Annotated in this window: 20 protein-coding genes; 4 read left to right on the top strand and 16 right to left on the bottom strand. The window is 44.9% G+C overall.

The window, feature by feature from the left end; genetic code table 11:
• Positions 1-31: 31 nt before the first annotated feature.
• Complete coding sequence (miaB, locus tag AC1DP6_RS19765; protein WP_477056373.1) at positions 32-1444, bottom strand: tRNA (N6-isopentenyl adenosine(37)-C2)-methylthiotransferase MiaB; 1413 nt, start codon at positions 1442-1444, stop codon at positions 32-34.
• Positions 1445-1594: 150 nt separating this feature from the next.
• On the opposite strand from miaB, the gene AC1DP6_RS19760 reads away from it, so the two are divergent.
• Both AC1DP6_RS19760 and AC1DP6_RS19755 read left to right on the top strand, forming a co-directional pair.
• Positions 1595-1786 carry a type II toxin-antitoxin system HicA family toxin gene (locus AC1DP6_RS19760; protein ID WP_477056372.1) on the top strand — a complete coding sequence of 64 codons (192 nt, stop codon included), beginning with the start codon at positions 1595-1597 and terminating at the stop codon, positions 1784-1786.
• Positions 1787-1817: 31 nt separating this feature from the next.
• Positions 1818-2207: a hypothetical protein gene (locus AC1DP6_RS19755; RefSeq protein WP_477056371.1), complete on the top strand. Its 390-nt coding sequence runs from the start codon at positions 1818-1820 to the stop codon at positions 2205-2207.
• Between the two features lie 56 nt (positions 2208-2263).
• Here the strand turns inward: AC1DP6_RS19755 and AC1DP6_RS19750 are convergent, their stop codons facing one another.
• Genes AC1DP6_RS19750 through AC1DP6_RS19740 form a run of 3 tightly spaced genes read right to left on the bottom strand, consistent with a single transcriptional unit; the run spans position 2264 to position 4941 of the window.
• The gene (locus AC1DP6_RS19750; protein ID WP_477056370.1) at positions 2264-2767 is read right to left on the bottom strand and encodes a hypothetical protein; all 504 of its coding nucleotides are present in this window, start codon (positions 2765-2767) and stop codon (positions 2264-2266) included.
• Between the two features lie 23 nt (positions 2768-2790).
• A complete protein-coding gene (locus tag AC1DP6_RS19745; protein WP_441574421.1) occupies positions 2791-3570 on the bottom strand; it encodes a (Fe-S)-binding protein in 780 nt (259 codons plus the stop codon).
• A gap of 57 nt (positions 3571-3627) precedes the next feature.
• Complete coding sequence (locus AC1DP6_RS19740) at positions 3628-4941, bottom strand: 4Fe-4S dicluster domain-containing protein (protein WP_477056369.1); 1314 nt, start codon at positions 4939-4941, stop codon at positions 3628-3630.
• Positions 4942-5067: 126 nt separating this feature from the next.
• Between AC1DP6_RS19740 and AC1DP6_RS19735 the strand changes: the two genes are divergently transcribed.
• Positions 5068-5565, top strand: a complete 498-nt coding sequence (locus AC1DP6_RS19735) for a phosphoribosyltransferase family protein (RefSeq protein ID WP_477025369.1) — start codon at positions 5068-5070, stop codon at positions 5563-5565.
• Between the two features lie 6 nt (positions 5566-5571).
• On the opposite strand, the gene AC1DP6_RS19730 is transcribed toward AC1DP6_RS19735, so the two are convergent.
• Together AC1DP6_RS19730 and AC1DP6_RS19725 are read right to left on the bottom strand one after the other, a co-directional pair.
• Positions 5572-6510 carry a DUF2279 domain-containing protein gene (locus tag AC1DP6_RS19730; protein ID WP_477056368.1) on the bottom strand — a complete coding sequence of 313 codons (939 nt, stop codon included), beginning with the start codon at positions 6508-6510 and terminating at the stop codon, positions 5572-5574.
• Positions 6511-6635: 125 nt separating this feature from the next.
• Entirely contained in the window at positions 6636-8360 is a 1725-nt protein-coding gene (locus tag AC1DP6_RS19725; RefSeq protein WP_477056367.1) for a phospho-sugar mutase, read from the bottom strand.
• 124 nt (positions 8361-8484) lie between these two features.
• On the opposite strand from AC1DP6_RS19725, the gene AC1DP6_RS19720 reads away from it, so the two are divergent.
• Positions 8485-9138: a protein-L-isoaspartate(D-aspartate) O-methyltransferase gene (locus tag AC1DP6_RS19720; protein ID WP_477056366.1), complete on the top strand. Its 654-nt coding sequence runs from the start codon at positions 8485-8487 to the stop codon at positions 9136-9138.
• 78 nt (positions 9139-9216) lie between these two features.
• Here AC1DP6_RS19720 and AC1DP6_RS19715 read toward each other — a convergent pair whose 3' ends face one another.
• The 10 genes from AC1DP6_RS19715 to AC1DP6_RS19670 all read right to left on the bottom strand — a co-directional run bounded on the left by AC1DP6_RS19715 (position 9217) and on the right by AC1DP6_RS19670 (position 25556).
• Positions 9217-10314, bottom strand: coding sequence for a redoxin family protein (locus AC1DP6_RS19715; protein ID WP_477056365.1), 1098 nt, complete (start codon positions 10312-10314; stop codon positions 9217-9219).
• Positions 10315-10334: 20 nt separating this feature from the next.
• On the bottom strand, positions 10335-11789 hold the full coding sequence (locus AC1DP6_RS19710; RefSeq protein WP_477056364.1) for a PKD-like family lipoprotein: 1455 nt from the start codon (positions 11787-11789) through the stop codon (positions 10335-10337).
• Positions 11790-11825: 36 nt separating this feature from the next.
• On the bottom strand, positions 11826-12524 hold the full coding sequence (locus AC1DP6_RS19705; RefSeq protein ID WP_477056363.1) for a DUF4843 domain-containing protein: 699 nt from the start codon (positions 12522-12524) through the stop codon (positions 11826-11828).
• A 30-nt stretch (positions 12525-12554) separates the two neighbouring features.
• Positions 12555-13985, bottom strand: a complete 1431-nt coding sequence (locus AC1DP6_RS19700) for a RagB/SusD family nutrient uptake outer membrane protein (RefSeq protein WP_477056362.1) — start codon at positions 13983-13985, stop codon at positions 12555-12557.
• Between the two features lie 18 nt (positions 13986-14003).
• Positions 14004-17393 (bottom strand): SusC/RagA family TonB-linked outer membrane protein, encoded by a 3390-nt coding sequence (locus AC1DP6_RS19695; RefSeq protein WP_477056361.1) that lies wholly within the window; start codon positions 17391-17393, stop codon positions 14004-14006.
• A 227-nt stretch (positions 17394-17620) separates the two neighbouring features.
• Entirely contained in the window at positions 17621-18670 is a 1050-nt protein-coding gene (locus tag AC1DP6_RS19690; RefSeq protein WP_477056360.1) for a FecR family protein, read from the bottom strand.
• Between the two features lie 111 nt (positions 18671-18781).
• Positions 18782-19363, bottom strand: a complete 582-nt coding sequence (locus AC1DP6_RS19685) for an RNA polymerase sigma factor (RefSeq protein WP_477056359.1) — start codon at positions 19361-19363, stop codon at positions 18782-18784.
• A 190-nt stretch (positions 19364-19553) separates the two neighbouring features.
• Positions 19554-22028: a TonB-dependent receptor gene (locus AC1DP6_RS19680; RefSeq protein ID WP_477056358.1), complete on the bottom strand. Its 2475-nt coding sequence runs from the start codon at positions 22026-22028 to the stop codon at positions 19554-19556.
• Between the two features lie 169 nt (positions 22029-22197).
• The gene (locus AC1DP6_RS19675) at positions 22198-24777 is read right to left on the bottom strand and encodes a TonB-dependent receptor (RefSeq protein ID WP_477056357.1); all 2580 of its coding nucleotides are present in this window, start codon (positions 24775-24777) and stop codon (positions 22198-22200) included.
• Positions 24778-24965: 188 nt separating this feature from the next.
• Positions 24966-25556: a DUF445 domain-containing protein gene (locus tag AC1DP6_RS19670; RefSeq protein WP_477056356.1), complete on the bottom strand. Its 591-nt coding sequence runs from the start codon at positions 25554-25556 to the stop codon at positions 24966-24968.
• Between the last annotated feature and the right edge of the window lie 91 nt (positions 25557-25647).

The raw sequence follows: 25647 nt of genomic DNA, 5'->3' as shown, positions 1-25647 counted from the left end.
TTAAAAATATAGCCCCGTTATCAGCGGGCTGCTATTGTACGGCTTTTCCTATCAAAGTACCGGATGTGCAGCTTTCCACCTTCACCATAACATAATCACCCTTTTTAAAGTTTTCTTTTGGAAAGACGATTACCTTATTCTGATCATTACGGCCAAAAAGCTGTTCATCGGAACGTTTGGAAGTGCCTTCTGCCAGTACACGGAAGGTTTTTCCTACTTCTTTTTCCATGGTGGCCTGCGAATGGCCACGGTATAATTCCACTACTTCTGCCAGTCTCCTTTTCTTTACGTCTTCYGGGATATCATCCTGGTAGCGGCGTTCTGCGAGGGTGCCGGGGCGTTCAGAATAGAAGTACATATAGGCCAGGTCATAGTGTGCAAACTTCATGAGACTAAGGGTATCCTGGTGATCTTCTTCGGTTTCTGTACAGAAACCGGTAATAATATCGGTAGAAAGGCCACAGTCAGGAATCAGTTCACGTATACGCGTTACTTTTTTCATGTACCATTCACGGGTATACGTGCGGTTCATGAGTTGCAGGATACGTGAGCTGCCGCTTTGCACCGGCAGGTGAATATAGTTACAGATGTTATCGTACTTCAGCATGGTGAAAAGTACTTCATCTGTGATGTCTTTAGGATGTGAGGTGCTGAAACGCACTCTCAGTAAAGGATTGATCAGTGCTACTCTTTCCAGCAACATGGCGAAGGTCACCGTTTCGGAGCCATCATCGCTGTTCCAGTAGTAGGAGTCTACGTTTTGGCCCAGCAGGGTTACTTCGCGGTAGCCGTTTTCAAACAGTTCTGTTGCTTCCTTTACGATGGAATAAGCGTCACGGCTGCGCTCCCGGCCGCGCGTAAAAGGCACCACGCAGAAAGTACACATATTATTGCAACCCCGCATGATGGATACAAAAGAGGTGACGCCGTTGTTATCCAGTCTTACCGGACTGATATCACCATACGTTTCTTCCCGGCTTAATAAAACATTCACTGATTTCTGACCTGATTCTGCTTCTGCGATCAGGGCAGGGAGACTGCGATAGGCATCGGGGCCTACTACCAGGTCCACCAGTTTTTCTTCTTCCAGCAATTTGCCTTTAATACGTTCGGCCATGCAACCTAAAACGCCTACCAGCATACCTGGTGTTTGCTGTTTTATTTTTTTGAATTCGGTTAAACGTTTACGTACGGTTTGTTCTGCTTTTTCGCGGATAGAACAGGTATTCAGCAGGATCAGGCTGGCTTCTTCCGCGTTGCGGGTAGGGCCATATCCTTCTGCTCCAAGTATGGAAGCAACAATTTCGCTATCGTTGAAATTCATTGCACAACCATAGCTTTCAATGTAGAATTTTTTAGTATATGTTTGGGTGCCAGTCGTTGCCGGAGAAAAGGCTTCTCCCTGGCGACTTTCATCATGCACTTTGGTATCCAGATCAAGCATCCTGACAAAAATTTTGGAAGGCAAAAATAGGTAATAAAAACAACAAAATGACAGAATGGCAGCAGGAGAAAAAGAGAGGTGTATTTTAATATACTTTTATTTGGTTAATAAGTATATTATAATTTACTTTTGTAGCTGACCGGATTGGTCATGAAATGTTCTGAATTAAAGCGAAAATTAATGAGGGCAGGGTGGCGTGTATTGGGGCAAGGCAAGGGTAGTCACCTGATTATGATACATGAAGATAAACCAGGAATAGAGATTGTTTTTCCAGATCACGGCAGTGCAGAAATGGGTAAAGGACTTGAAGAAAGAATTTTAAAACAGGCAGGGCTAAAATAATTGCACTTATTTTTATAAATCACGACGAGATATGAAGAAATACTTATTTGTAGTTGAAAAAACGGCTACCGGTTATTCTGCGTACGCTTCAAATTTTGAGGCAACGCCGGTAGGTACTACCGGGAAGCACATGAAGGAATTGAAACAAAATGTTTTTAATGCGCTGAACGAGTATCGAGCCTACAAGCGAATGAAGCCAGTAGGGGAAAAGGATGTAGTCATTCACCTGGACCTGCATCAGTTTTTTGAGTATTATAGTGAAATCAATGCAAAAGCTTTTGCGCAACGCATTGGCATGAATTATACGTTGTTATCCCAATATATTGCGGGTTCAAAAAAGCCAAGCGAAAAACAGGTACATAAGATATTGGGAGGCGTAAGAGAATTGGGAAGAGAGCTGACTCAATTGGAAATAGTTTAAAATAAAAGCCCTGTAACAGCATTACTGTTACAGGGCTGATAATGACGTTACCCGGTTTATGCCTTTACACCCAGCTTTTTGGCAATCCAGCTGTCTTTCAGCGGTTGCAGCCAATGGGTATCCAGTTCCTGCCTGGTCAATACCGTATTATTCAGGTAGATGGTATTTTCGTCTATATAGCCTTTTTCCAGGGCATAAGCCACCTGGGCCATAGGCAACAGCTGTACTTTATCTTTCACGATGAAGCCGAGCAGGAGACGATCAAACATATTTACCTCGTACTGTTTTTCTATACTTTTAATGATTCGAACTGAACTATCTGTGCTGCAACCACTTACGGTTGTCTGTGATTCATCTGCAATCAGCACGATCAGTTGGTTCAGTACTACCTGTCCCCAGCCTTTTACAGGCGCTCCATGTGCGTTCCACTGCGCTGTAAACTGTTGTAGCTGCTCATTGATTTCAAGTATCTCCTGTTCATTGAACGGTCTGTTGCTCTGGTATATCCACACCCTGGAGGCCGGAGAGAAGCCTGAAGGGAAGATGTTGTTAGTATTCATGTCACAAATTTAGGCAATTGATTTCATTTCATGCTTTGAGCGATTAATTCCGCGATGTCCAGCACTTTTACTTCGTCTTCTTTACCTACTTCTTTTACTCCGTCCGTTAGCATGGTCATACAAAACGGACAATTGGAAGCAATCACGGAGGCGCCGGTAGCCACCGCTTCGTGTCCGCGTTCAAAATTGATACGGGTAGTACCTTTTTCTTCTTCCTTAAACATTTGTGCTCCACCGGCACCACAGCATAAGCCTTTACTGCGGCAGCGCTTCATTTCTACCAGTTCTGCATCCAGTGTTTCCAGTACTTTGCGGGGTGCTTCATATATATTATTGGCGCGTCCGAGGTAGCAGGAGTCGTGGTAAGTAATTTTTTTTCCTTTGAAAGTACCGCCTTCCTGCATCTTTATTTTTCCTTCATCAATCAGTGACTGAAGGAAAGTGGTATGGTGAATAACTTCGTAATTACCTCCCAGTGCAGGGTATTCGTTTTTCAGTGTATTAAAACAATGGGGGCAGGCGGTTACTATTTTTTTTACGCCGTACATATTCAGCAGCTGTATATTATTCTGCGCCATCATCTGGAAAATGAATTCATTACCTGCTCTTCTTGCAGGATCTCCTGTACAGCTTTCTTCTTTTCCTAAAATAGCAAACTGAATCCCCACCTTATCAAGGATGGTGGTAAATGCTTTGGTGATTTTTTGGGCACGCTGATCAAAACTACCTGCACAACCCACCCAGAAAAGGACTTCAGGGGTTTCTCCGTTTGCGGCATATTCTGCCATTGTTTTAATATGCATTCTGATTTTTTTAAAGTAATACCGAAAATGATGGCGATTGATTAAATAAGGCCGGCGTTATTCGGTGGCCCATTTGTCCCGGTCGTCCATACTGAATTTCCAGGGGGCCATATTATTTTCAATGTTGCTGAACATCCCGGTCCATTCTGCCGGCGCGCTGGATTCTTCCATTACGAGGTGGCGGCGCAGCTGAAGGATGATATCCAGTGGGTTAATGCTTACCGGACATTCCTGTACACAAGCGTTACAGGTGGTGCAGGCACGCAATTCTTCTTCAGAAATATAATCGCGTAACAATGCTTTCTTATCATCTGTAAAGGTGCCATTTGCTTTAATGTTGCGGCCTACTTCTTCCAGGCGGTCGCGGGTATCCATCATAATTTTCCTGGGCGACAACAGTTTACCGGTGATATTTGCCGGACAGGCAGCACTGCAACGGCCGCATTCTGTACAACTATAGGCATCCAGTAAATTTTTCCAGGTAAGATCCATTACATCTTTGGCGCCGAACTTAGGCATGGTGTCGGATGCAGGCGCGTTGGCAGCCAGCTCCGGCTGTAACATCAGCTGTACCTCATGTTGTACTGCCGGCATATTTTCCATTTCACCTTTGGGTTCCAGGCTGGCAAAGTAAGCATTCGGAAACGCCAGTATAATATGCAGGTGTTTGGAGTAAGGGAGATAGTTCAGGAAGGCCAGCACCCCGGCGATATGCAGCCACCAGCAACCACGTTCTATGGCTTCCAGTGAGCCGTCAGAAAGCCCGTTGAACAGCGGTGTAAACATCCCTGAAATCCAGAATTGTCCGGTAGGCATATAATGTGCAACGCCTCTGGCCTGTAGCGCCTGGTCTGCCGTATCCATGGTCAGAAACAGGAACATCAGCACAATTTCTGTGATCAGGATATAGTTGGCATCTGAACGCGGCCATCCATCCAGGTCTTTACTGATAAAGCGTTTCAGCTTTAAAATATTCCTGCGTATTAAAAAGATGGCACAGCCGCTGAGTACCAGTACTGCCAGCACTTCAAATAAGCTGATTAATACAGGATATAAACTGCCTAATACGGGAACGAATAAACGATGTGTGCCCAGAATACCGTCGAGGATGATCTCCAGGATTTCCAGGTTGATGATCAGAAAGCCGGCGTACACAAAAAAGTGAAGTACCGCCACCAGCGGATTACGGAACATCTTTTTTTGCCCAAATGCCAGCAACAGGAGATTTTTCCATCTAAGGTCAGGATGGTCACTCAGGTCTTCATCTCTTCCCAGCAGTATGTTTTTCCTTATCTGTCCTGCCTTACGGGCAAAAAGATATACCGCTGCCCCAAAGAGGATAACAAATAATAATTCTTGTACAATTCGCATTATCTCAGATTTGACTCCCTAATTTATGTCTTTTTTAGCTGTCAGCCATTAGCTGTTAGCATTTAGTGTATTTGATTTTTTTATCAATGGCTAACTGCTAATGACGAATTGCTTATTTTTGCAACCATGGAAAACAGGAATATCATTCTAACGCAGGATATCATTCAAAAGAAAATTGAACGTATCGCTTACGAAATTTATGAACTGAACAGCGATGGTACGGATATCATTTTAGCAGGCATCTGGGATCGTGGTGTGATCATCGCCCATAAGATCGCGGCTATACTGGAACAGATATCTCCCCTGAAAACCCATATTATAGAACTGCACCTGGATAAACAAAATCCGGGTGAAGTAGTGGTGTCTGAAGAAATTGACTTCAACAATAAAGTAATCGTAGTGGTGGATGATGTGGCCAACTCCGGCCGCACTATGTTGTATGCCCTGAAACCACTGCTGAAATTTCTCCCAAAAAAAATCCAGACCGCTGTGCTGGTAGACCGCAAGCATAAATCCTTCCCACTGTCCGTTGACTTTGTAGGTTATTCACTGGCAACTACTTTACAGGATATGGTGTTGGTGGAGATGAACGGTGAGGAGATTATTTCCGCCTATTTCGAATAAGCCATCTTAAAAATAGATAGCATGTACTTTCATATGCCCCTGCGAATTGATTTCTAAAGTGGGAGCTGGAAATTTGATCATATTTAATACCTGGAACAGGACTTTGATGCCCTTTTTCCGGGTAGGGATTTTGGTAAAGTCTACATCCGGAGACAAATAAAACTGCCGTATACGCTGTAGTTCACTGTAGTCCTGGTGGATGCCATGGGAATCTGTCCAGGTGTTATCCCTGCCGCCGATCATGCCCTGCGCGCCATAGCCCACTGCAATATTCAGCCATTTTGGAATCCAGCTGTCTTTATGAAAGGCGTAAAGGTTTACAGACAGCCAATAGGTTTGACCGTTATAATTTTTCAGTGTTCTTTCCCAATAGGTGGTGCCGAAAAGCTGATCGGCTTTCTCCTGCAGCACCGGGTCGTCATAATGCTGCGGATGTGCAGAAAACTTTAATTGAATGCGTTGTTCATCCCACGCCAGTTCCTGGCTGATCAACAGGGCGGAGCCTATCGCATTAGCCCCCATATCTCCCCAGGAAAATCCCCATTCGGAAGAATAGCCATCCAGTACTTCAATAACGGATTGATAAGCGAAACCGCTAAGGCCACCTATCCAGATTTGTTTTTTACGGGGAAGTCCCGACCAGCGCCACATTTCACGGCTATATTTTCCAATGAAATAAGCACTGAAAATATGTCCAGCCTTGTCCATCTGGTTCCATTCCCCCATATCATTGAAATAATGAAACCCTGACCTGGGATAACCTTTGTACCAGGCCGTATTGAGGGCAGCAAGACTTGCACCATATAATGCCATGGTAGTGCCGCTCAGCAGCCATACATGGGAGTTAACAGTGGTATCCGGAATAGAAAAAAAAGGCACTTTTTTTTGTGCCTTGCTGCACAGGAAGGGCAGCATCAGGATCAGGATAAGCAGTGGTCTTTTCATGCGGGTTAGTGGGAATTACGAATTGGGAATTACGAATTACGGATTTGTGGGTAGATATACGTGAAGATCTTCTGCATTTATCTACTTACAAATCCGTAATTCGTAATTCCCAATTCGTAATTCTATTATTTCAGGTCCATGTCCTGAATAATGCCATTTATTTTCTGATCCAGTTCCGCGGTTACTTTATCATAGTCTGCTGCACTGTTTAGTGGCGCATTTACGCTGAAATAGAATTTAATCTTAGGTTCTGTACCGGAAGGGCGGGCAGAAATTTTGCTGCCGTCTGCCAGTAAAAACTGTAGTACGTTGGATTTAGGGAGGTCCAGTGCCTTAATATCACCGGTTTTGATGTCCCTGATCTGTTGCAGCTGGTAATCGTAGAGCGTTACTACCGGAGAACCATTGATGGTCACTGGTGGATTTTCGCGGTATCCGCGCATCATTTCGGCGATTTCCTCAGCCCCTCTCATTCCCTTTTTGGTAATAGAGATCAGGCTTTCTTTGTAATAGCCGTAGCGTACGTAGATGTCGATCAGTTCTTCGAACAATGTTTTGCCGTGGCTGCGTGCATAGGCTGCCATTTCGCAAATCATGGCTACAGAGGAGATGGCATCTTTATCCCGGATATTGTTGCCGATCATATAACCATATGATTCTTCCCCGCCACAGATGAAGTTTTCCTGTGGTTCTTTGCGGCGGATCAGGTCGGCGATCCATTTGAAGCCGGTCAGTACATTGTAGCAGGTGATATTGTTTTTGGCAGCAAATACATCGATCAGATCGGAAGTAACTACGGTTTTGGCGATGTAATCGTTTGGTTTAGCGAGGCCTTTGCGTTTGCGGGCTTCCACGATGTAGTTAAATAACAGTACACCGGTTTGGTTACCGTTTAACAGGATCCATTCGCCTTTCAGGTCTTTCACGGCAATGCCTACACGATCCGCATCCGGATCGGTACCCAGGAGGATATCGGCATCCAGTTCCTTCGCCTTTTTGAGGCCCAGGCTCATGGCTTCGGACTCTTCAGGGTTAGGATATACTACGGTCGGGAAGTTGCCATCCGGGGTAGCTTGCTCCTGTACGATGTTTATGTTGGTAAAACCATACTGTTGCAGTACCGCAGGCACCTGGGTAATACCAGTACCATGAATGGGGGTATATACTATTTTAAGATCATGTTGCTGGCGGATGATGTCCGGGTTGATAGAGAGACTGACCAGTTCTTTCTGGTAGGCTTCATCCACTTCTTTGCCGATGAGGGTGATATTGGCTTCACCGCCAGTCCACTTCACTTCATCAGGGGAGGCGATATTTTCTACTTCACGGATCACATTACCATCGTGGGGAGGCACCAGTTGGGCGCCATCGTTCCAGTAGGCTTTGTAACCATTATATTCCTTCGGGTTATGAGACGCTGTGAGTACCACACCGCCATGACATTGCAGGTGACGGATGGTGAAAGATAGTTCCGGCGTAGGACGCAGGCTTTCAAAAAGAAACACTTTGATTTCGTTGGCAGCAAAAACGTTGGCAACGGTTTCCGCAAAGAAGCGGGCATTATTGCGGCTATCATGTGCTATGGCCACCTTAATTTCGCCGGTAAAGGTTTTTTTAAGGTAATTGGCAAAACCCTGCGTAGCCATGCCAAGGGTATATTTATTCATGCGGTTGGTACCTACACCCATGATCCCCCGGAGGCCACCGGTGCCAAATTCGAGGTTGCGGTAAAAGGCGTCGTTGAGTTCATCGGGGTTGCCTTCCTGCATTTTCTTCAGTGTGGCAACGGTTTCCGCGTCATAATTCCCGTTGAGCCATTGCGATACTTTGTTTTCAATATTTATATCCATGGTTCTTTTTTTGTAAGCCGTAAATGCTAAAATGGATTGTAAAGTAAAAATAAAAAAACGAATGTTGGAAATTACAGATTCCAAAATACATTGAAAATCGCCCGTAATGGTTAATTTTGCGGCCATGAGGCGGTATGAAGATACTTATAAACAAAAAGGATTACGCAAACAGTTAGTTGATAGTATCCGTCAGAAAGGTATTACAGATGAAAATGTACTGGCGGCTATTGGCAATATTCCCCGGCATTTTTTCCTTGATACGGCTTTTGAGAGTATAGCCTACGACGACAGGGCCTTTCCTATCGGGGAAGGACAAACTATTTCACAACCTTATACGGTGGCCTATCAGAGCCAGTTGCTGGAAATCAAGCCCTATGAGAAAGTGCTGGAAATAGGCACGGGCAGTGGTTACCAGGCCTGTGTGCTGGCGGAGCTGAAAGCCAGTGTTTTTAGCATAGAACGGCAACGTAAGCTCTTTGACCAGGTAAAACTGTTTCCCTTTAAGTCCCAGTACCCCAATCTCCGTTTATTTTATGGAGATGGTTACGAAGGCTTGTCTACCTATGCCCCTTTTGACAAGGTGCTGGTAACTGCCGCGGCGCCGCATATTCCCGAAAAGCTACTGCAGCAGATGARAGTGGGAGGTAAGATGGTGATTCCGGTGGGCGGACAGGATGTACAGCGTATGTTGCGGATTACCAAGGTCAGTGACACCGAGAACGAGCAGGAGCTGTTCGACAATTTCTCGTTTGTGCCCATGCTGGCCGGAAAGAAGTAAATGATATAGAACGATAATAGAAGAGGCGGTATAAAAAGTTTAAAACCACTTTTATACCGCCTCTTCCTTTTTAAGCCATTATTTTTTAAATACTTCTTCCAGTTTCTTTTCCAGGTCCTCTCCACGCAGGTTTTGCGCAATTATTTTCCCGGTACCATCCATGATAAAGTTGGTAGGGATGCCGGAAATGCCAAACTCCAATATCGGATTGCTTTTCCATCCTTTCAGATCAGAAACATGTGTCCAGGTCAGGCCGTCTTTACCCACCGCCTTCAGCCAGGCTTTTTTATCAGTGTCCAGTGATACGCCCAGGATATCGAAGCCTTTGTCGTGGAAACGCTGATACGCTTTTACTACATTGGGATTTTCAGCACGGCAGGGACCACACCAGCTGGCCCAGAAATCTACCAGTACTACTTTGCCTTTATAGTCAGATAGCTTTACGAGTTTACCGGTAGTATCCGGAAGAGACATGACAGGACGGGCGCCTACACTCATTTTGGCGTGCTTATCGAGCGCCGCTTTGATAGCCAGCCCATAGTCTGTTTTTTTTGCCGGCTCAGCGAGCAGTTGCCAGGCCGCTGCGGCCTTTTCAGGGTAGGAATACATGATATACCTTTCCAGCACAACAGCTGCCGATGCAGGGGAGGCGGGAGACTTTTTTATAAAAGCAGTAACGGTGCTATCCAGTTCCTTATCTAAATCAGCGAATGCTGCAGTGACAGCTTTACGCTCCACGCTATCTTTATTTTTCTCTGCTGCGTCGGCACGACCATATAATTTACCGGCCTTCTGGCGGATGGCTTCCCATTGGGCATCCCATACTCTATAGAGTGGATCTGCTGAAGAGCCGGTAATTTTTGCGGCCGACATGGAATCCTTCCCGGCAATAAACGTAATGTTGCTGTTTTCCAGGAACAAAGATCCGCCACCATGCTGGTGCTCCAGCCATATGGCATATAGCTGCGGGGAACTCACTTTACCTTTAAAAGTAAACTTACCATCTTTCAGCATGGTGGAATCCGGCTTATGATCGGGGAGCATAAACGTATTCAGATATATCTTGCCGGTATCCTGGCCATGGATCACGCCATTAATCGTATAGCCCTTTCCGTTTTGTGCCTGTACAGAAAGCATACCAGTAACGGCAGCCAGCAGGGCGATTGATTTTTTCATATTAATAGTGGGTTTTGATGTTATGCTGCTTTATAGGTCATGCTTACAATTTTGCCGAATCCGGTAAATACTTTTACGTCCTGGAAATCACCCAACGGGCTAATCTTATAGCGGTACAGTTTTCCCTCTGTACCATTCCAGGTGCCTACCATTACATCGTTGCCGGTACACTGCAGGTACGTTACCTGCTCTCCGGCCGGAACCGCTTTGATTACGCGGGCTTTACCGGAAGGAATATCATACAGATGGATATTATTATTCACCAGGAAATAGATCTGCTGTAATTTCCTGGAACTGGTCATTTTGGAGAAAGTTGCCAGTTCAGGGGCATCACCCGTGATCAGTTTTTTAGCAATAGCGGGATCTGAGCGGTTGGCATCTATCTGGTATAAATAAATATTGCCGTTATCTTTAAAAATGGCATTATTCAGATAAGAAGCATTGCCCTGATCCATGGCCAACAGATCCAGCCCAATATTGCGCATGTCGAAATAACTACCCGCCTGCGGAGCGCTGAAAGCCACCAATGAAGGGATCAGGGAGGCACCTGAGAGATACACAAAGCCTTTACTTTTTGTATCATAGAAGAAAGCCGTATACGGCGTTTTTTCATCCGTATAAGGCTGCGGACCAACACCGGTATAGGAAGAGAAATAATAATCATCGCCTTTGCCGCCCGGGAAAGGAAGTGTATTCAGGTATTTTACATCTCCCGGAAAACCTCCGGCAAAACGTGCATGCAAAAGCCCGTTGTTAATCAGGATATATACACCAGTGTTAATTTGCCTGAACTTTTGCGGATGAAATACAGCCGGTGTTTCCCAGAACCACCTGGTATAATCCGTGAGCTTTGTCATTTGGGTATACTCCAGTTCTATGGCGTTATCCGCGCCAAACATCCACACGGATTTGTCGCCGTAATGGTTGGTAGTAGCTACCTGCAACGGATTGTTCAGTGTATAGTCTTTATTCAGCTCCGTGAAAATATGATGGAAAGAAGTATCTGTTCCCAGGATAATCGTCATATCCGTTTTACCGGACAGGTCTTCCATCACCAGCCATCCTTCGCTGAAACGGTTGATCACCTTGAGGTTGAAAAATTTAAAATAWGACACGCCGGAAGCCTTTACCGTTACTTTGTAAATAAGCCGGTAGATGCCGGGCTTTACGCGGATCGACTGATGCAGATAACGGGTGCTGTCCAGGATGTACACCGGGTACGCATCTTCAGAATCGTTCTGATGGATACTCCATTCATACACCAGTCCTTTGTCACCCACAGGAATAGATTCCTTGATATCCGGTTTCACTGTTAAGGTATCAAACTGCAGTACAGCAGCTACCGCCGTAGTATCGGAGATCGTAATTTCATTGATGGGTTTAACGTCTTTATTGCTGTTGTCTTTCAGGCAGCCGGACAGCGTGAGCATCAGCAGCAGTAAAACACCTGACCAGTTATATATCGACAATTTCATATTGCAACTTTTAGGATAAAGAAAAAAAGTAACAGGTTAAATGGCTGGAAAGGTTACCCGGTTGCCATTTTCGTCTATCAGCGGACCATTCTCATTTTCATACTTCACCAGTTCCACCCGCATTTTCTGCAGAATAGACATGATCTCAGAGAACTGTGCGCCGGTGCCCATCGTGATGGCAGTAGTGCCCAGTCTTGATACCATAAACTGGTGTTTGGTCAATGAATAGGCGCCGTAAAAGAAGTCGCTCCAGTCGGCCGGCTTCAGCAACTTATCCGTTATCCTTACCTGGTAATTCAGACTGTTGCCGAATCCTGCAGCAAAATCATCGGAGGAGGCTATACGAAAATAAATAGAGAACACCTTGTCTTTCATGTCTGCGGTGCGGAACAGGTATACCGGAAACTTAATCGCATATTGACCAGCCTTTATAACGGTGGGGCCTATATCAAAATGTTTTCCTTTTACAGCAGTGGAGCTGTCTGCGATCACGAGATTAAATTTTCTGTCTGCGTTTGTAGCCAGTCCGCTGATCCGGATATTGAGGTACACCGTATCTTTCAATACAGTATCAGGCTTAACCACGAAAGTATAATTGATGCTATCGGGCATTACAAAATCCCTTGAGAAATAGATAGCAGGGGCTTCTTTATACATCAGCCGCTCTTCTTTACCACATGCACTTACCAGCAGATATAATATGGCTGTTGCTATCAGCCTGGAAATATTTTTCATGTTTGATGATTTATGAAGATGCAGATATGATTACTTTCCAAACTCTATTTCCTGGTTAGGCAATGGCAGTACATACTGCGTGTTATTGATGGTACCATTCAGGGAGCCTTCAATTTTAGCCAGGTTTAACCGTTTGTAATAGAAGAAGAGTTGTCCCAGGCAGATAAAATCCTTACGATACTCTTTAAATATTTCATTCTGCAAAGTAGTTGCATCCAGGCCAGCCGGCAGTTCTGCAATGTTACGGGCAGACCTGATCTTATTCAGCCATTTGAGTCCTTCTGCAGGAGCAGGTTCACTTTCGGCTGCGATGTAATACATCTCAGAGAGCGATATTACAGGGATTCTTTTCTTCAGTTCTTCCCTGTTTTCATCTATCTGCCAGAGCTTACCGGGGAAAATAATTCCATTGCTTACACTCCACAGGCTGTTGCTCACAAAGCGGATGTCGGTGCTTCCGCCTGACGAGGTTTCGAACACTGCTTTTCTGCGTTCTTCTGTAACGGTAAATTTCTTGTAGATCTTGTCGCCGGTAGCCATCATGAAATAGCTGGTCACCGGATCCTTCAGTTTGGAAACATAGATCGCAAATATGTGTTCCGGTGTAAAGGTCCTGTCGAGATCTTTCGCATTGGCAGTCAGTTCAGCAGATGTGATGAAACGAAAGTTATTGCTGGCGATTACTTCTTTCGCGTAAGGAAGTGCATGTACTTTATCGTTGTTATAGAGATAGAGCCTTGCCAATAATGCTTTTACTGCCCAGTAGTTCATCCGGTTTTTGCGAAAGGCGAGGAAGTCATCGTTGCCACCGGGATTGGTCATTTGCGGATATACTTTCAATAATGTTTCTGCTTCTTTCAGGTCTTTTTCACAAAGCGCTATCACCTCGCTTACTTTCAAACGTGCCTGTGGTGTTACGGTAAAGGCGGTCATGTAAGGAATGGCGGTAGCATTGGCATCTGACTTTGGCGAGGGCGCATATAAGCGCAGCAGGTCGAAATGAAGGAATGCTCTCAGCGCCAGTGCTTCCCCTTTGATGATATTATAATTATCGGCAGCAAAGATGGATTTTTTGTCATCAATGTTCTTCAGTATATAATTTGTTTGCGCAATGGTGGCATACATACTCCCCCAGATATTATTGATGATGGCTGTTATGCCGGCATTGTTATATTGATAGGTAGCCGCGTAGAAAAAGTCGTGATCTATTTTCGTGGTGTTGTCGTATCCCTGCGACAGCACTTCCAGGAAGCTGAAGGTGAGGTTGGCACCGTACAGTTGTCCATCGGCTGCTTTCTGATAGCTGCCGTACAAGGCATCTTTAAATCCCTGTTCCGTAGAAAATTGTTCTGATTCCTTGATCTCTGTTTTGGGCCTTACATCCAGCCATTTCTTGCAGGAAGTAAGTGTGAGTGTGGCCGAGGAAGCTACCAGGAAAAGTATATTGCGTAGATGTTTCATGTTCAGATCCCTTTAAGATTAAAAAGTAGTTTGTAACTGTAAAGTGAAGCTGCGGCTGAAAGGATAGTCCAAACCTCTTTCCCGCTTAATACCTGACCACCAGAACAGTTGATTGGTAAAGAGTGTCACCTTGGTATCGTGCAGGCGTAACCGTGCGTTCTGCGCGTCGCTTAAACGATAGTACAGCGAAGCACTTTCGAGGCTCAGCCAATCATCTTTTTGTACAAAGCGTGAGGTGGCGTAGGTAGTAGATGTAATGGTATATCCGTTGTTATCTACAATGCCTTTGTAAAAAGTAACATCCCCCGGCTTTTTCCAGCGTTCTTCAAATACGCGGCGATCCACATTGAGATTCATATTTGCGCTTTCTACTCTGTCGACCAGTGTTTGGTTATAAGTATAGCCACCGAACCTGTAGCGGAAGTAAAGGTTTACCCCGAAGCCTCTTTTTTCAAAGTTGGTTCCGAAGGTTCCTTCCAGGGTGGCGCGGGTATCGCCTACAATTACCTGGTCCAACGGATCGTACACTGTTGTGGTAGTGCCGTTGCGGGTGCGGTAAATTTCCCTTCCGGAAGAAGGGTCGATGCCCAGTGATGGTACTGCCCATATAGCGGTAGTACTGCGGCCTTCCGCAAACCTAGCCAACGGTGCAGTGCTGAGTGAGTCTGTATTCTTTTTGTTGAGTTGTTCCAGGGTGTTGGAAATTTTCTCAATCTTATTCTGCACATGGAAACCGTTGGCAAACACTGACCAACTGTCGCGGTTACGGGGATTCGAGAAAATGGTATAACGCAGGTTTACTTCGTATCCTTTACTTACCACATCACCCATATTATCCATGTACATAGAGAAGCCGGTAGACGGAGCAGTAGTGATGGATACTACGGATCCTTTTGTTTTCTCCTGGAAATAGTTGGCGGTTATATCCAGTCGTTTGAAGAAAGTACCATCCATACCAACATTACTTTTTGCGGTTTGCTGCCAGGCAAGATTGGGGTTGCCAAAGCCCAGCAGGGAAGTACCGAGGTGATATAAATAGTCCTGGTCGGTGTAATACTTGCTGGTAGTAAGTCCAAGGTAGCTGGCAAAATTTGAGGAGCCGGTGTAGCCATATGAGTAGCGTAATTTCAGGCGGTTAATAGCCGCACTGTTTTTCAGGAAGCTTTCGTTATGAAGATTCCAGCCGCCGCCTACGCTCCAGAAGGAAGCAAAACGCTTGTTGGCGCCGAATTGTGAGGACCCATCCAAACGGTAGGATACATCCAGCAGGTAGCGGTTATCGTACGCATAGCTTAGGTTGGCGAAATATCCCAACAGGCGGGTAAGTCCTTCCAGGCCTAATGGGCGGGCACCGGTTTTATAACCATTTCCGAGTGATACCTGGTCCAGTTTATCGTTGGGGAAACCATTGATGGTATATGATTCTGAAGTCAGTTTATCCTGCCGGATGGTAGTACCCAGTGAACCAAAGAACATATGTGCTCCGAAGGATTTATTCAGGTCTGCCATAAAAGAACCGTCAATGGTGTTTCTCAGGCCATAGCCTTTGGTATAGGATCCTTTTTCATAATAGCGTTCTATGGGGATACTGTCGAATGAGGTATGCTGTGCCGGCAGGAAGTTATCTCCGCCGGTGGTAGTGCGCTGGTAAGCAAAACGGGCGGTAAATCGCAGCCATTCTTTTGCCTGCCATTGTGCAAAAAAGTTATTGGTAATATTTTGCTGGGTCGCCTGATCAATGGTGTGTAATGATACGTTATAAACAGGGTTCAGTTGTGAAGCCAGGCGTGCACCGTCGTAAAACCGGATATCTTCCAGGTAGTACTTTGGACGTCCGTCTGCATCGTAAGGCGACCAGTAAGGATTTAGTTTGGTATAGGTATAAAATGAACCATAGGGTGAGTTAACAGACTTGTTAAAATTGAGGGTGAGGTCGTTCCTGAATAAGAAATTTTTATAGCGATAGGATAAATAGGTGTTACCGGAAATATTCTGTCGGCTGGAGCCTTTCATGACACCTTCTGTGGTATTATAAGTGCCGTTGAGCCCATACAATATTGATTCGGAGCCACCTTCCACATAGAGGTTATGTGTGCTGCCAATACCATTACGCAGGGGAACATTGAGCCAGTCGGTATTGATACCTTTGGCAACTTCCGCCAGGCGGTAGTTGTATAGAAAATCTTTTCTTTCCTGCCAAACCGGGTTAGGGTAACCATTGTACAATCCAGCCTCTTTTTCCAGTTGCAGCTTTTCTTTTGAGTTAACCAGGTCATATCCTTTCAGGTCAGGTAACTCTGCCACAACACTACCGGTATAGGTTACACGTAAACGGCCTTCACGCGGCCGGATAGTTTCAATCACAATAACGCCGTTGGCTGCACGGGAGCCGTAAATGGAAGTGGCGGCAGCATCTTTTAAAATAGTTACTTTGGCGATACGATTCATATCAAAATCGTTTACCCGTTGCAGTGATACCTCGAAACCATCCATGATGAACAGTGGTGTATTGGGGCTGGTGGTGAAGTCGTATACATTGCTCTGGTTGGTTCCATTCAGACTTCCCAGGCTGTTGCCGCCTCTTACCACTACATTGGGCAATGTGTTGGGATTAGAGCCGGCATTGATGTTTTGAGGCATCTGGAAAGAAGGGTCGAGGGCACTGAGTGCACTGAGTACACTGTTACCGGATACCTTGGTCAGTTCTTCTTTGGTATAGGAAGTGGCTGCACCCGTGAAGTTTTCTGCTGGTCTGGAAAACAAACCGGTGACTACTACCGCATTCAGTGATTTGGAACTGGTGCTGAGTTTAATGGTGAGATTGGCAGATTTGCGCACTTCCACTTCTTTCGATTCGTAACCTACGTAGGTGATCTGTAATATGGCTTTACCAGCGGAAAGGGTCACCGGTAATCTAAAAGCACCTACTTCGTTAGAAGTGGTGCCATTGAGTATTTTGTTTCCCTTTTCAATAATAGTGGCGCCCACTATCTGGTCGCCACTTTTTTCATCGAGGATACGGCCGGTTATAATAGTTTGTTGTTGTAGCTCCGCCTCCACGTTGTCGGTGATACCCGGATTAGTAGCAGGTTTTACAAACAATACCACGCTGCTGTCTACCTCCCGGTAAGCCAGGTTGGTATTTTCCAGTACGGCATTCAGGGTAGCACTTACAGAGCGGCTGGCAGTGGGCAGTGTAATATGTTTGTATTTTGCTACAGCAGTTGGCGGATAAGCAAAAAGAAACCCGCTGGCCTGCTCAATTTTTTTAATGGCACTGTGGAGTGTTTCATCTCTCAGGCCAAGTGTAATTGTTTTCTTTCCCAGTTCCTGTGCCGACAGCGGTGAGGCTGGCAGGAGCTGAACGGATAATGCCAGCAGAAAAAAATACAAGAAAATGATCTTCATAATAAAACCTGTTTTGCCCTTTTTCTTAATGTATGGTTGGTTGATTCGCATAGGGACATAGCGATCCCTCACGGAGATTAGATCCATAATTCTGATGGTTGATTTTTAGATAATTACTATTAAAAAAAATGGCAACTATGCGCGGTGCACAACGCGCCGTACCGGGTGAAGATCTTCACCGATGTTATATTCCGTTTGTTGACTAATGACCGTCTATAAGCGTTTATTTATTGGTTGGCACATCCTTCGCCGTTCAGTACTACCTTATCATTCGGATAAATGGTGTACCCGGCATTTGCCACACTGCAAATAATCGTCAGCACTTTCTCCAAAGGCTGATTATGAAAAAATGATCCTGCGATGCGGCAATGTTTTAATGACTCATTGGCAAATAATATTTTCACATGATACTTATCTCCAATCATAACAGCTGCTTCTTCCATACTCACATCATCCAGGACGAGGAATTCATCTTTCCATTTCACCACTTCCATACTTTTCACCTGCGCCCGCGTCACAGTACTGGTAAGCATATTTACGGATAGCTGTTGATCCGCCACCAATACGCCGTAGCTGTTTTTTTCATCTGCTACTTTCACTTTTCCCCTGGTAACTGTTACCACTACACGTTGTTGGTCAGCCGATGTTTTTACATTAAAAGCAGTTCCCAACACCTGTGTACTGAGTTTACCCGTTTTCACGATAAAGGGTTTACCTACCACTTCTTTAATATCAAAATAGGCTTCTCCCCACAGTCTTACTTCTCTTTTATCACCTTTAAAGTCGCGGTTATATTCCAGGCGGCTGTTATCCGCCAGTAACACGGTACTTCCATCAGGCAGTCTTACAAATTTCGATTGTACTTCTACCACTTCTTCTTCTGCTGCTACTTTGGCGGCCGGTAATGCAACAGCCACCGGTGACTTTTTCTCACGGGTTTGCCACCACCAGCCCGCGAAAGGCAGTGCCAGTAAACCAGTTATCACAGCAGCTATCGCGAGCCTGCGCATACCACGGCGGCGATTCGGTTTAAGCGGAATGATGCTGGCGATATGTGATTCGGCAGACATAATATTGCCGATCATTTCATGATAACGTTCAAATGAAACATCGGGTTCCATTATGCCGCTATCCCATTCCGCATCTATCCGGTCTTTTATTACTTCATCAAAGCTGCCTTTGTTAATCATTCCCCTCAATTCATCCCACTCTTCCCTGCTGGCTTTTCCGGCAAGGTATTTATCCATTAATTCATTGAATCCAGGGTTGTTCGACATAACGATTACGATAACTTTACAGGAACTTACAGGTATCTTTCCAAAACTTACATAATAATAGACACCTGGTAAATTCCAATGGTGGAGGGTAGAAGGATATATTTTTTATTGTTATTTAATCAGGGACATTAGCAGGAGGACGCTAATGCTGCCGTTCAGGTAGCGGCGGATAGACTGTAACGCCCTGGCCATATGGGATTTCACGGTAACTGCAGAGATTTGCATGCGGTTGGCGATGTCCTCATGACTTAGCCCTTCTTCTTTGGCGAGCCGGTATACTTCCCGTTGCTGTGGCGACAATTGTTCCAGGGCGGCCCGGATAATTTCCTGGTATTGGTGTTCCTGTACGCGGTGGTCAGTGTCGTTTACCATTATATCCCTGCGCCCCAGTTCTTCGTGCGCAGCGGCTTCATTGGCCAACTTGCGAAACCGGTTAAGTACCAGGTTTCTTGTTACCACTTTGAGATAGGCATCCAGGTTCTTTATGTCGGAAAGACTTGCACGTTTCAGCCAGCACTTGAGGAATACATCCTGTACCACTTCTTCGGCGGCAGCCTGCGATCGCAGGAACCGGAATGCCACGGAATATACTTTTGTACGGTAGCGACTAAAAAGCTCCGTAAAAGCATACTCACTGCCCTGTGCTAACAGCTTCAGCATTGTATTTTCATCGTAATTACCACGGGAAGCCATATCCACCTGTATATATGATTGCCCGACAAAATAGTTTAAAATATTTTAGTAAAAGCAAAAAAGGGTTGAGTTATCCGGGTAAGGGGGCAAACAGAAAAGTATGGCTATTGTAATAGGGTGGTAACATATGCGCGCCGTATCAATATGCCTGCAAAAAAWAGCGCCTCAATATGAGACGCCTCCTTTTTCATTAAAGTCTGCCTGTGCCTTCTTTCGGTTTATCTTCTTCCTTTTTGTCCTCTTCTTCGGATGTATGTTTCTTTTTCTTGAACAGGTTAGGATCCATTTTGCCAAACCGGTACCGCACATTCAGTCGGATAAAGCGGGTGGCCCTTTTGCGGTCGTAGTCCTGTATAAAAGTAGCTGTTTCGTAATGTGAGCTGAATTGCTGCGAATTCAATATGTCAGAAATATTCAGTGCCACCACCAGCGCTTTTGTCTTCATGAACTCTTTGCGGATACCCAGATCCATACCATTCATGGCCTTGAAGGTGCCTTGCGGCTGTATCCTCGGAGAACGGAAATGGCCGCCTAATTCAATACTAAACCTGCCGGGTATACGAAACTGGGTATTACCGTTTAGTCCGTAGCTGAAGTTTTCGTTATTGACGGTAATGCTGGTGAGCTTATTATATTCCAGGTTCAGGTTGGCCCATACCTTCCACCATTTAGTCAGGTTTAAGCTGTAGGACACGTTACCGCCTATATTCTGCTGGGTGGCCAGGTTCATAGGTTTGGTGGTGGTTACACCTGAAATGGTGTCCAGCGTACTGATACGGTCAATGTTGTCATTGGTTTGCGCATAGTAGGTACTTGTGCTCAGGTAATTATTTGATTTAGGATAATACACCGAGTAGCTGACTTCAAATTTATGAGACAGCGCGGGCTGTAGTTCCGGGTTTCCCGTCCGGATGTTTTGCGGATCGGAGTTATTGATATACGGTAGCAGTTGATCAAAATTGGGCCGGTCTATACGGGTAGAGTAGTTGAATACCAGGCTTTGGTTTTGATTCTTTGGTAAATTATACTTTAGGAATACGCTGGGAAACAGGTTAAAGAAGCGGTTATTCACGGTGGTGTCCCTGGTTACAGAATAGCCTTTCAGGTAAGATTGTTCTGCACGTACCCCTACCTGGTAACCCAGGTTGCCAATGGCGTTTGCAAAGTTGATGTATGCGCCGTAAATGTCTTCTTCATAATTATACTGATTAGACAACGTGGGGCTTACTACGTAATTTTTCTCCGTCCAGTCGTACAGGGAGGCGATATAGTTATTGTCGATATGCCGCATAGTGGCTTTTACGCCGGTTTCCAGCTTACCTTTTTTCCCAATGGGAGAAGTGTAGTCCGACTGCATATTCCAGAAGCGGTTACCATTGTTGCTGTTATTGCTTTGTTTATCCGCATTGGGCAGGGTATCTACTCCTTTGTACTGATATTGTGTGTTATAGCTGCTGGTATTGTTGCTTTTATTGCCGCTGTAGCTGACATAAGCCGTCAGCTCCTGGTTTTCTTTCGCAAAAGTATGTTTGTAGTTAAGATTGGTGTTATTGTTATTGTTGTGGTTATCACTGTTGTTATCCCGGTTTCCGAAACGCAATGTTTCTCTTTTTTCATCCATGTAATTGAGGTAGATGTTATCCTCATTATCGCTCTTGCTGAAATTTAATCCCTGGGAGATCGTAAAGGTATTATGATCGTCCATAAAATAATCGAAGCCAAAGCGTCCGCCATTGTTGCTGTTATTGTTAACGTTTTTACTGGCCTGGGAAAAGAAGGAAGTATTACTGCTGTCAGCTACCAGGTTTTGGCGTGAGCTGAGGCCGCTGCCGTTTACGTGTTCGTAGCGACCGTTATAGTTGCCGAAGAAATTAAAACGTCTCATACGCAGACTGGCATTTACGCTTCCGTTGGCTTCGCCGCGGGTGGCGCCACCTGCATTGAACATGACGTTATAGCCAAAGGCTTTATCTTTTTTCAGTACGATGTTGATAATACCGCCGCTGCCGTTCGCTTCGAATTTAGCAGAGGGGTTATTGATGACTTCCACACGATCAATACTTTCTGCCGGGATCATTTGCAGCGCGGTTTTGGCATCTCCGAAAGGAGAGGGTTTGCCATCTACATAAATGGTCACGCTTTTACCTCTGAGGGTAATGTTATCATCTATGTCTACATCTACGCTGGGGATATTTTTTAATATATCCGTTCCCGTGCCCCCTTCTGCATTAATCATGTTGCCTGCATCAAATACCTGCCGGTCTATCTGCATGGAGAAAGCTGGTTTTTCTGCTTTGATTTCCACGGCATTCAATACTTTGCCGGCAGATTGCAGGCGCAGGGTTCCGGCGAGTGTATTTTTTCCTTCCACTACACGGATGGCTTTCTCCATTTTTTCGTAACCCATGAAGGTGATACGTAAAACATATATACCAGGAACAATATTATTGAGTGTGAAATTGCCGGTGGGCGTGGTATATGCACCAGTCACCATCGTAGAATCTGCCTGTTTGAGCAATACTACAGATGCGTATTCAATGGGTTTCCCGGTAACAATATCTGCTACTTTGCCGGTAACTTTCAATGCAGCCGGAATTGTCGTTTGTGCGTTGACGTTATACGATATAACAAACAGCACGAACATGAGTGATAGAAAATTTCGCATGCGTGGATTTAGCAACTTTATAAGTGATACAACAACACCGTAAAAGTAATAGGCATAAGCTTAAACGTTAACGAAATATGATGAGTGGTAGCTAAAAAAACATGGCCGGCAGCAATGCAGTTGCACTACTAACCGGCCTGTGGTTTGCATTCACCTTCTTTAATATGTTCTAGAAGCTCTGCATGGGATCCCCCATCTGCTGGTCACTTCCCTGATCTTTCTTTTTCTTTTTGAATAAGGATGCATCAAACTTACCGAAGCGGTAGCTGAAGTTCAGTTTGAGTACACGTGATTCGCGTTTGCGGATATAATCCTGTGCGAAGCCCGGAGACACCTGGTTTAGCTCATACTGACGGGTATTGAAGATGTCGGATAAGCTGAGTGTCAATGAGGCCGCTTTATTTTTCAGGAAGTCTTTTTTCACTGCAACGTCAACGGTACTAAAGCCTTTGATAGTACCTTGTGCGGAAGATGGAATCTGGTTAAATCCACCACCACCGCCTCCGCCGCCGCGACCTCCGCCACCACCACCGCCTCCGGATGAAGGAAGCGCAATAGTAGGTGCCTGATAAGTGGCATTTACCTGTACGGTAAAGTTAGCAGGTAACTTTGTTTCTGAATTTATTTTAGCAAACCAGCTAAATCCATTGTTATCAAAATTCTGACCATTGGCATTCACCTTCATATCTGTTTGATACAGGTTCACGTTGCTGGTAAGATCCCATCCTTTTAAGATCTGATTTTTTAAGGTCAGCTCGGCACCGTAAGAGTTACTTCTGTTGGCGTTGATGTACTGTGTTAGCAGCGTATCTGCACCAATAGGCGTGCTGATGGTAGAAATCATATTATTGGTATTCCTGAAATAGATGCTGCCAAGGAAGTTACTGTTGGCCCAGTTTTTTACGTAAGAAAATTCAAAGCTATTGGTATATTCCGGTTTCAGGTTAGGATTCCCTTCGCGTTGATTTTGCGGATCGCTGTAATCGCGGTAAGGAATCAGCTGAAAGAAGTTAGGTCTGTTTACGCGGCGTGAATAGTTCAGTTGCAGTTCCTGATCGTGTTTTAATTTTTCCGACAGGAATAAGCTGGGATAGAATCCAGGTACGGCTTTGGTAGGTTTGTATTTCGTGCCTTCATTTTCTCCTGCATATACATATTGCTCTACGCGTAAACCTGCCTGGTAGCCGAAGTTGCCGATGGTACTGGCAAAATTGGCGTAGCCTGCATATATTTCTTCGTTGTATTTATAGTTGTTGGATAGCAGTGGGTTGTTGATAAATTTACCGGTGATAGTATCTTTATCAAATACATCGTACAAACTGGTGTAGTCACGCAAAGTGGCTTTGGCTCCCAGTTCCAGCTTACCATTTTTTCCGATGGGATTGGTGTAATCCGTTTGGAAAGTCATGAAAGTTGTTTTACCGGAAGTAGTGTTGTTTTGCAGCAGTGCTTGTCCCAGTGGATCTCCCATGGCATTTTTTGCCTGTGTGAGATAGTCGCCGCTACGGCTGTTGGAACTCTTGTTATAGTTGATGTCTGCTGTCCATTCTTTATTGGGTTGCGCAAAAGTATGTTTAAAACTCAGTGTAGTCRTGTAGTTCCGGAAGTTGAAGTTGTTATTGTTTAAACGATCACTGATACCGGTAACCACATGATTTTTATCGGAGAAGGTGCTGGAGAGGTCTTCGTTATTTTTGAAATCTCCTGCAACGATATTTTGTGCCACCGAAATGGTGTTGCGGTTATCGAGCATATAATCCAATCCAAAACGTCCGAACTGAAATAGTGGTTTACTGGTGCTGTTGCTGTTCTGGAAGAGGTAGTTGGTATCTGTTACTGCACCGCTGCGGTAGTTGCTGCGGTTGGTAGTACCATCGGCCCAGTTGTGATTGGAGTTGATATTGTAGTTGGCAAATACGTTGAATTTTCCCTGGCGTATATTGATATTACCACCGCCGTTGTATTTGTTGCCCGTACCTGCGCCAATGTTTACTGCGCCATTGAAACCGGCTTTGCGGTTTTTCTTCAGCACAATATTTAGTATTCCTGACATTCCTTCTGCGTCATATTTAGCAGATGGATTGGTGACGAGTTCAATACTTTCGATGGCATCTGCCGGAATCTGATCCAGGGTGAGGGTAGAAGGTTTACCATCTACAAAAATATTGGGAGATGCATTACGTACGGTTACATTACCGTCCAGGTCAACATTTACGGAGGGTACATTTTTTAGTACATCCTGTGCGGTACCACCAACACTGGTAAGGTTGCGGTCTACGTTAAATACTTTTTTATCTATGCCCATGGCAAAGGCGCTCTTTTGCCCGGTAACTTCCACGCTTTGCAGTGTTTTTACATTCTGCGCCATTTTTATGTTACCCAGGTCCTGTTCCAGTGTTTGAGCGGTGATCATCACCTTCTTCTGCAGGCTGGTATAACCCATGAAATTAACGCGCAGGATCATTGGGCCAAAGGGGAGGTTTTCCAGGCTGAAGTCGCCATTTGATTTAGTGAGCATCCCGGTTACGAGGGAGGAGTCCCGTTGCTTTAATATGGTAACGGAGCCGTATTCGATTGGTTTCCCGGTTTTGGCATCGACCAGTTTACCGTACAAGTGACCAATCTGCGGCATGTTGGGTCTTCCCTGTTGTCCTTGTCCCTGCTGGGGGGCTGTTGCTTTAGGCGCCTGTGCAAAGGCGTTTACCTGCCACAAGAGTATACCAGCAATTACTGCATAGCATTTTTTCATCCTTATCGGTTTTTATCCGGACTTTCTTCTCAGATAAGGACAAATGTATCGGGGTACAGGTATGAATGGTTTGAGATTGTGATGAGCGGAATGATTGTCCGCAGGAAATCACAAAAATGACCGCTAAGAGGTCTTAACAGTAGTTAACAGAGTTGTCTTTTATCGTTTGTAACCCGGGTATATAAAGGTTATAACAGGGAGATGCCCAGGCAAATTAATCCGGTAATTAAACCGCTGATAGCACCCAGCATTTTGAAGCTTTGCAGTTCTTTTTGCAGTAGACCATGGGTGATGGCTTCCAGTTTATCTGTGGAGATACCTGCAATTTTTTGTGATACTATTTTTTCCAGGTCCAGGTCCTGTTGTACATTATCGAGGTATTGGCTGATCAATAATGGAAACAGGGTGTCGAGTTCTGCAACGAGATGGGTTTTAATCTGGTTCACGATACTGTCGCCAATGAACATGGAAAGTACCGGCATGGCTTTAGGTAGTTTTTCCCGTAGAAAAGTATCGAGGTGTGCTTCTACTAACGGAATAATATTTCTGATCTTCTCCGGATCGGTGAGTTTGGTTTTGATATCGTCAAAAGAAAATAATTGTTTACCTACCAGCGCACCGAGACTATTAGCCAGTTGGGCTTGTCTTTTAGGGAATAAGCCTTGCAGGGTGAGGAAGCCTAGTTTAACGGGTTTATATGGACGGAAAAGGAGGGTTACAGCGAGACTGTTGAGTAACCAACCAATGACAGCAGCGATGAGGGGAAGGAAAAATATCATTATGTGTTATTAATTTTCAGGTTTGCACAAATGTAGAAAATCAATAGGCAAAACAAATAATTAAAAAACAAAGTGGGTGCTGATGAATTAA

The sequence above is a fragment of the Chitinophaga sp. 01L420 genome (assembly GCF_056399985.1).
Note: the sequence above shows the minus strand (reverse complement) of the source record. Positions and strands in the feature narration are given on the sequence as shown.

What these genes read in the sequence shown, in the direction of transcription:
- AC1DP6_RS19700 (WP_477056362.1), bottom strand. Translation starts at nt 13,985, where the DNA reads ATGAAACATCTACGCAATATACTTTTCCTGGTAGCTTCCTCGGCCACA.
- AC1DP6_RS19750 (WP_477056370.1), bottom strand. Translation starts at nt 2,767, where the DNA reads ATGAATACTAACAACATCTTCCCTTCAGGCTTCTCTCCGGCCTCCAGG.
- AC1DP6_RS19670 (WP_477056356.1), bottom strand. Translation starts at nt 25,556, where the DNA reads ATGATATTTTTCCTTCCCCTCATCGCTGCTGTCATTGGTTGGTTACTC.
- AC1DP6_RS19695 (WP_477056361.1), bottom strand. Translation starts at nt 17,393, where the DNA reads ATGAAGATCATTTTCTTGTATTTTTTTCTGCTGGCATTATCCGTTCAG.
- AC1DP6_RS19705 (WP_477056363.1), bottom strand. Translation starts at nt 12,524, where the DNA reads ATGAAAAATATTTCCAGGCTGATAGCAACAGCCATATTATATCTGCTG.
- AC1DP6_RS19745 (WP_441574421.1), bottom strand. Translation starts at nt 3,570, where the DNA reads ATGCATATTAAAACAATGGCAGAATATGCCGCAAACGGAGAAACCCCT.
- AC1DP6_RS19735 (WP_477025369.1), top strand. Translation starts at nt 5,068, where the DNA reads ATGGAAAACAGGAATATCATTCTAACGCAGGATATCATTCAAAAGAAA.
- AC1DP6_RS19690 (WP_477056360.1), bottom strand. Translation starts at nt 18,670, where the DNA reads ATGTCGAACAACCCTGGATTCAATGAATTAATGGATAAATACCTTGCC.
- AC1DP6_RS19715 (WP_477056365.1), bottom strand. Translation starts at nt 10,314, where the DNA reads ATGAAAAAATCAATCGCCCTGCTGGCTGCCGTTACTGGTATGCTTTCT.
- AC1DP6_RS19730 (WP_477056368.1), bottom strand. Translation starts at nt 6,510, where the DNA reads ATGAAAAGACCACTGCTTATCCTGATCCTGATGCTGCCCTTCCTGTGC.
- AC1DP6_RS19685 (WP_477056359.1), bottom strand. Translation starts at nt 19,363, where the DNA reads ATGGCTTCCCGTGGTAATTACGATGAAAATACAATGCTGAAGCTGTTA.
- AC1DP6_RS19755 (WP_477056371.1), top strand. Translation starts at nt 1,818, where the DNA reads ATGAAGAAATACTTATTTGTAGTTGAAAAAACGGCTACCGGTTATTCT.
- AC1DP6_RS19760 (WP_477056372.1), top strand. Translation starts at nt 1,595, where the DNA reads ATGAAATGTTCTGAATTAAAGCGAAAATTAATGAGGGCAGGGTGGCGT.
- AC1DP6_RS19680 (WP_477056358.1), bottom strand. Translation starts at nt 22,028, where the DNA reads ATGCGAAATTTTCTATCACTCATGTTCGTGCTGTTTGTTATATCGTAT.
- AC1DP6_RS19740 (WP_477056369.1), bottom strand. Translation starts at nt 4,941, where the DNA reads ATGCGAATTGTACAAGAATTATTATTTGTTATCCTCTTTGGGGCAGCG.
- AC1DP6_RS19725 (WP_477056367.1), bottom strand. Translation starts at nt 8,360, where the DNA reads ATGGATATAAATATTGAAAACAAAGTATCGCAATGGCTCAACGGGAAT.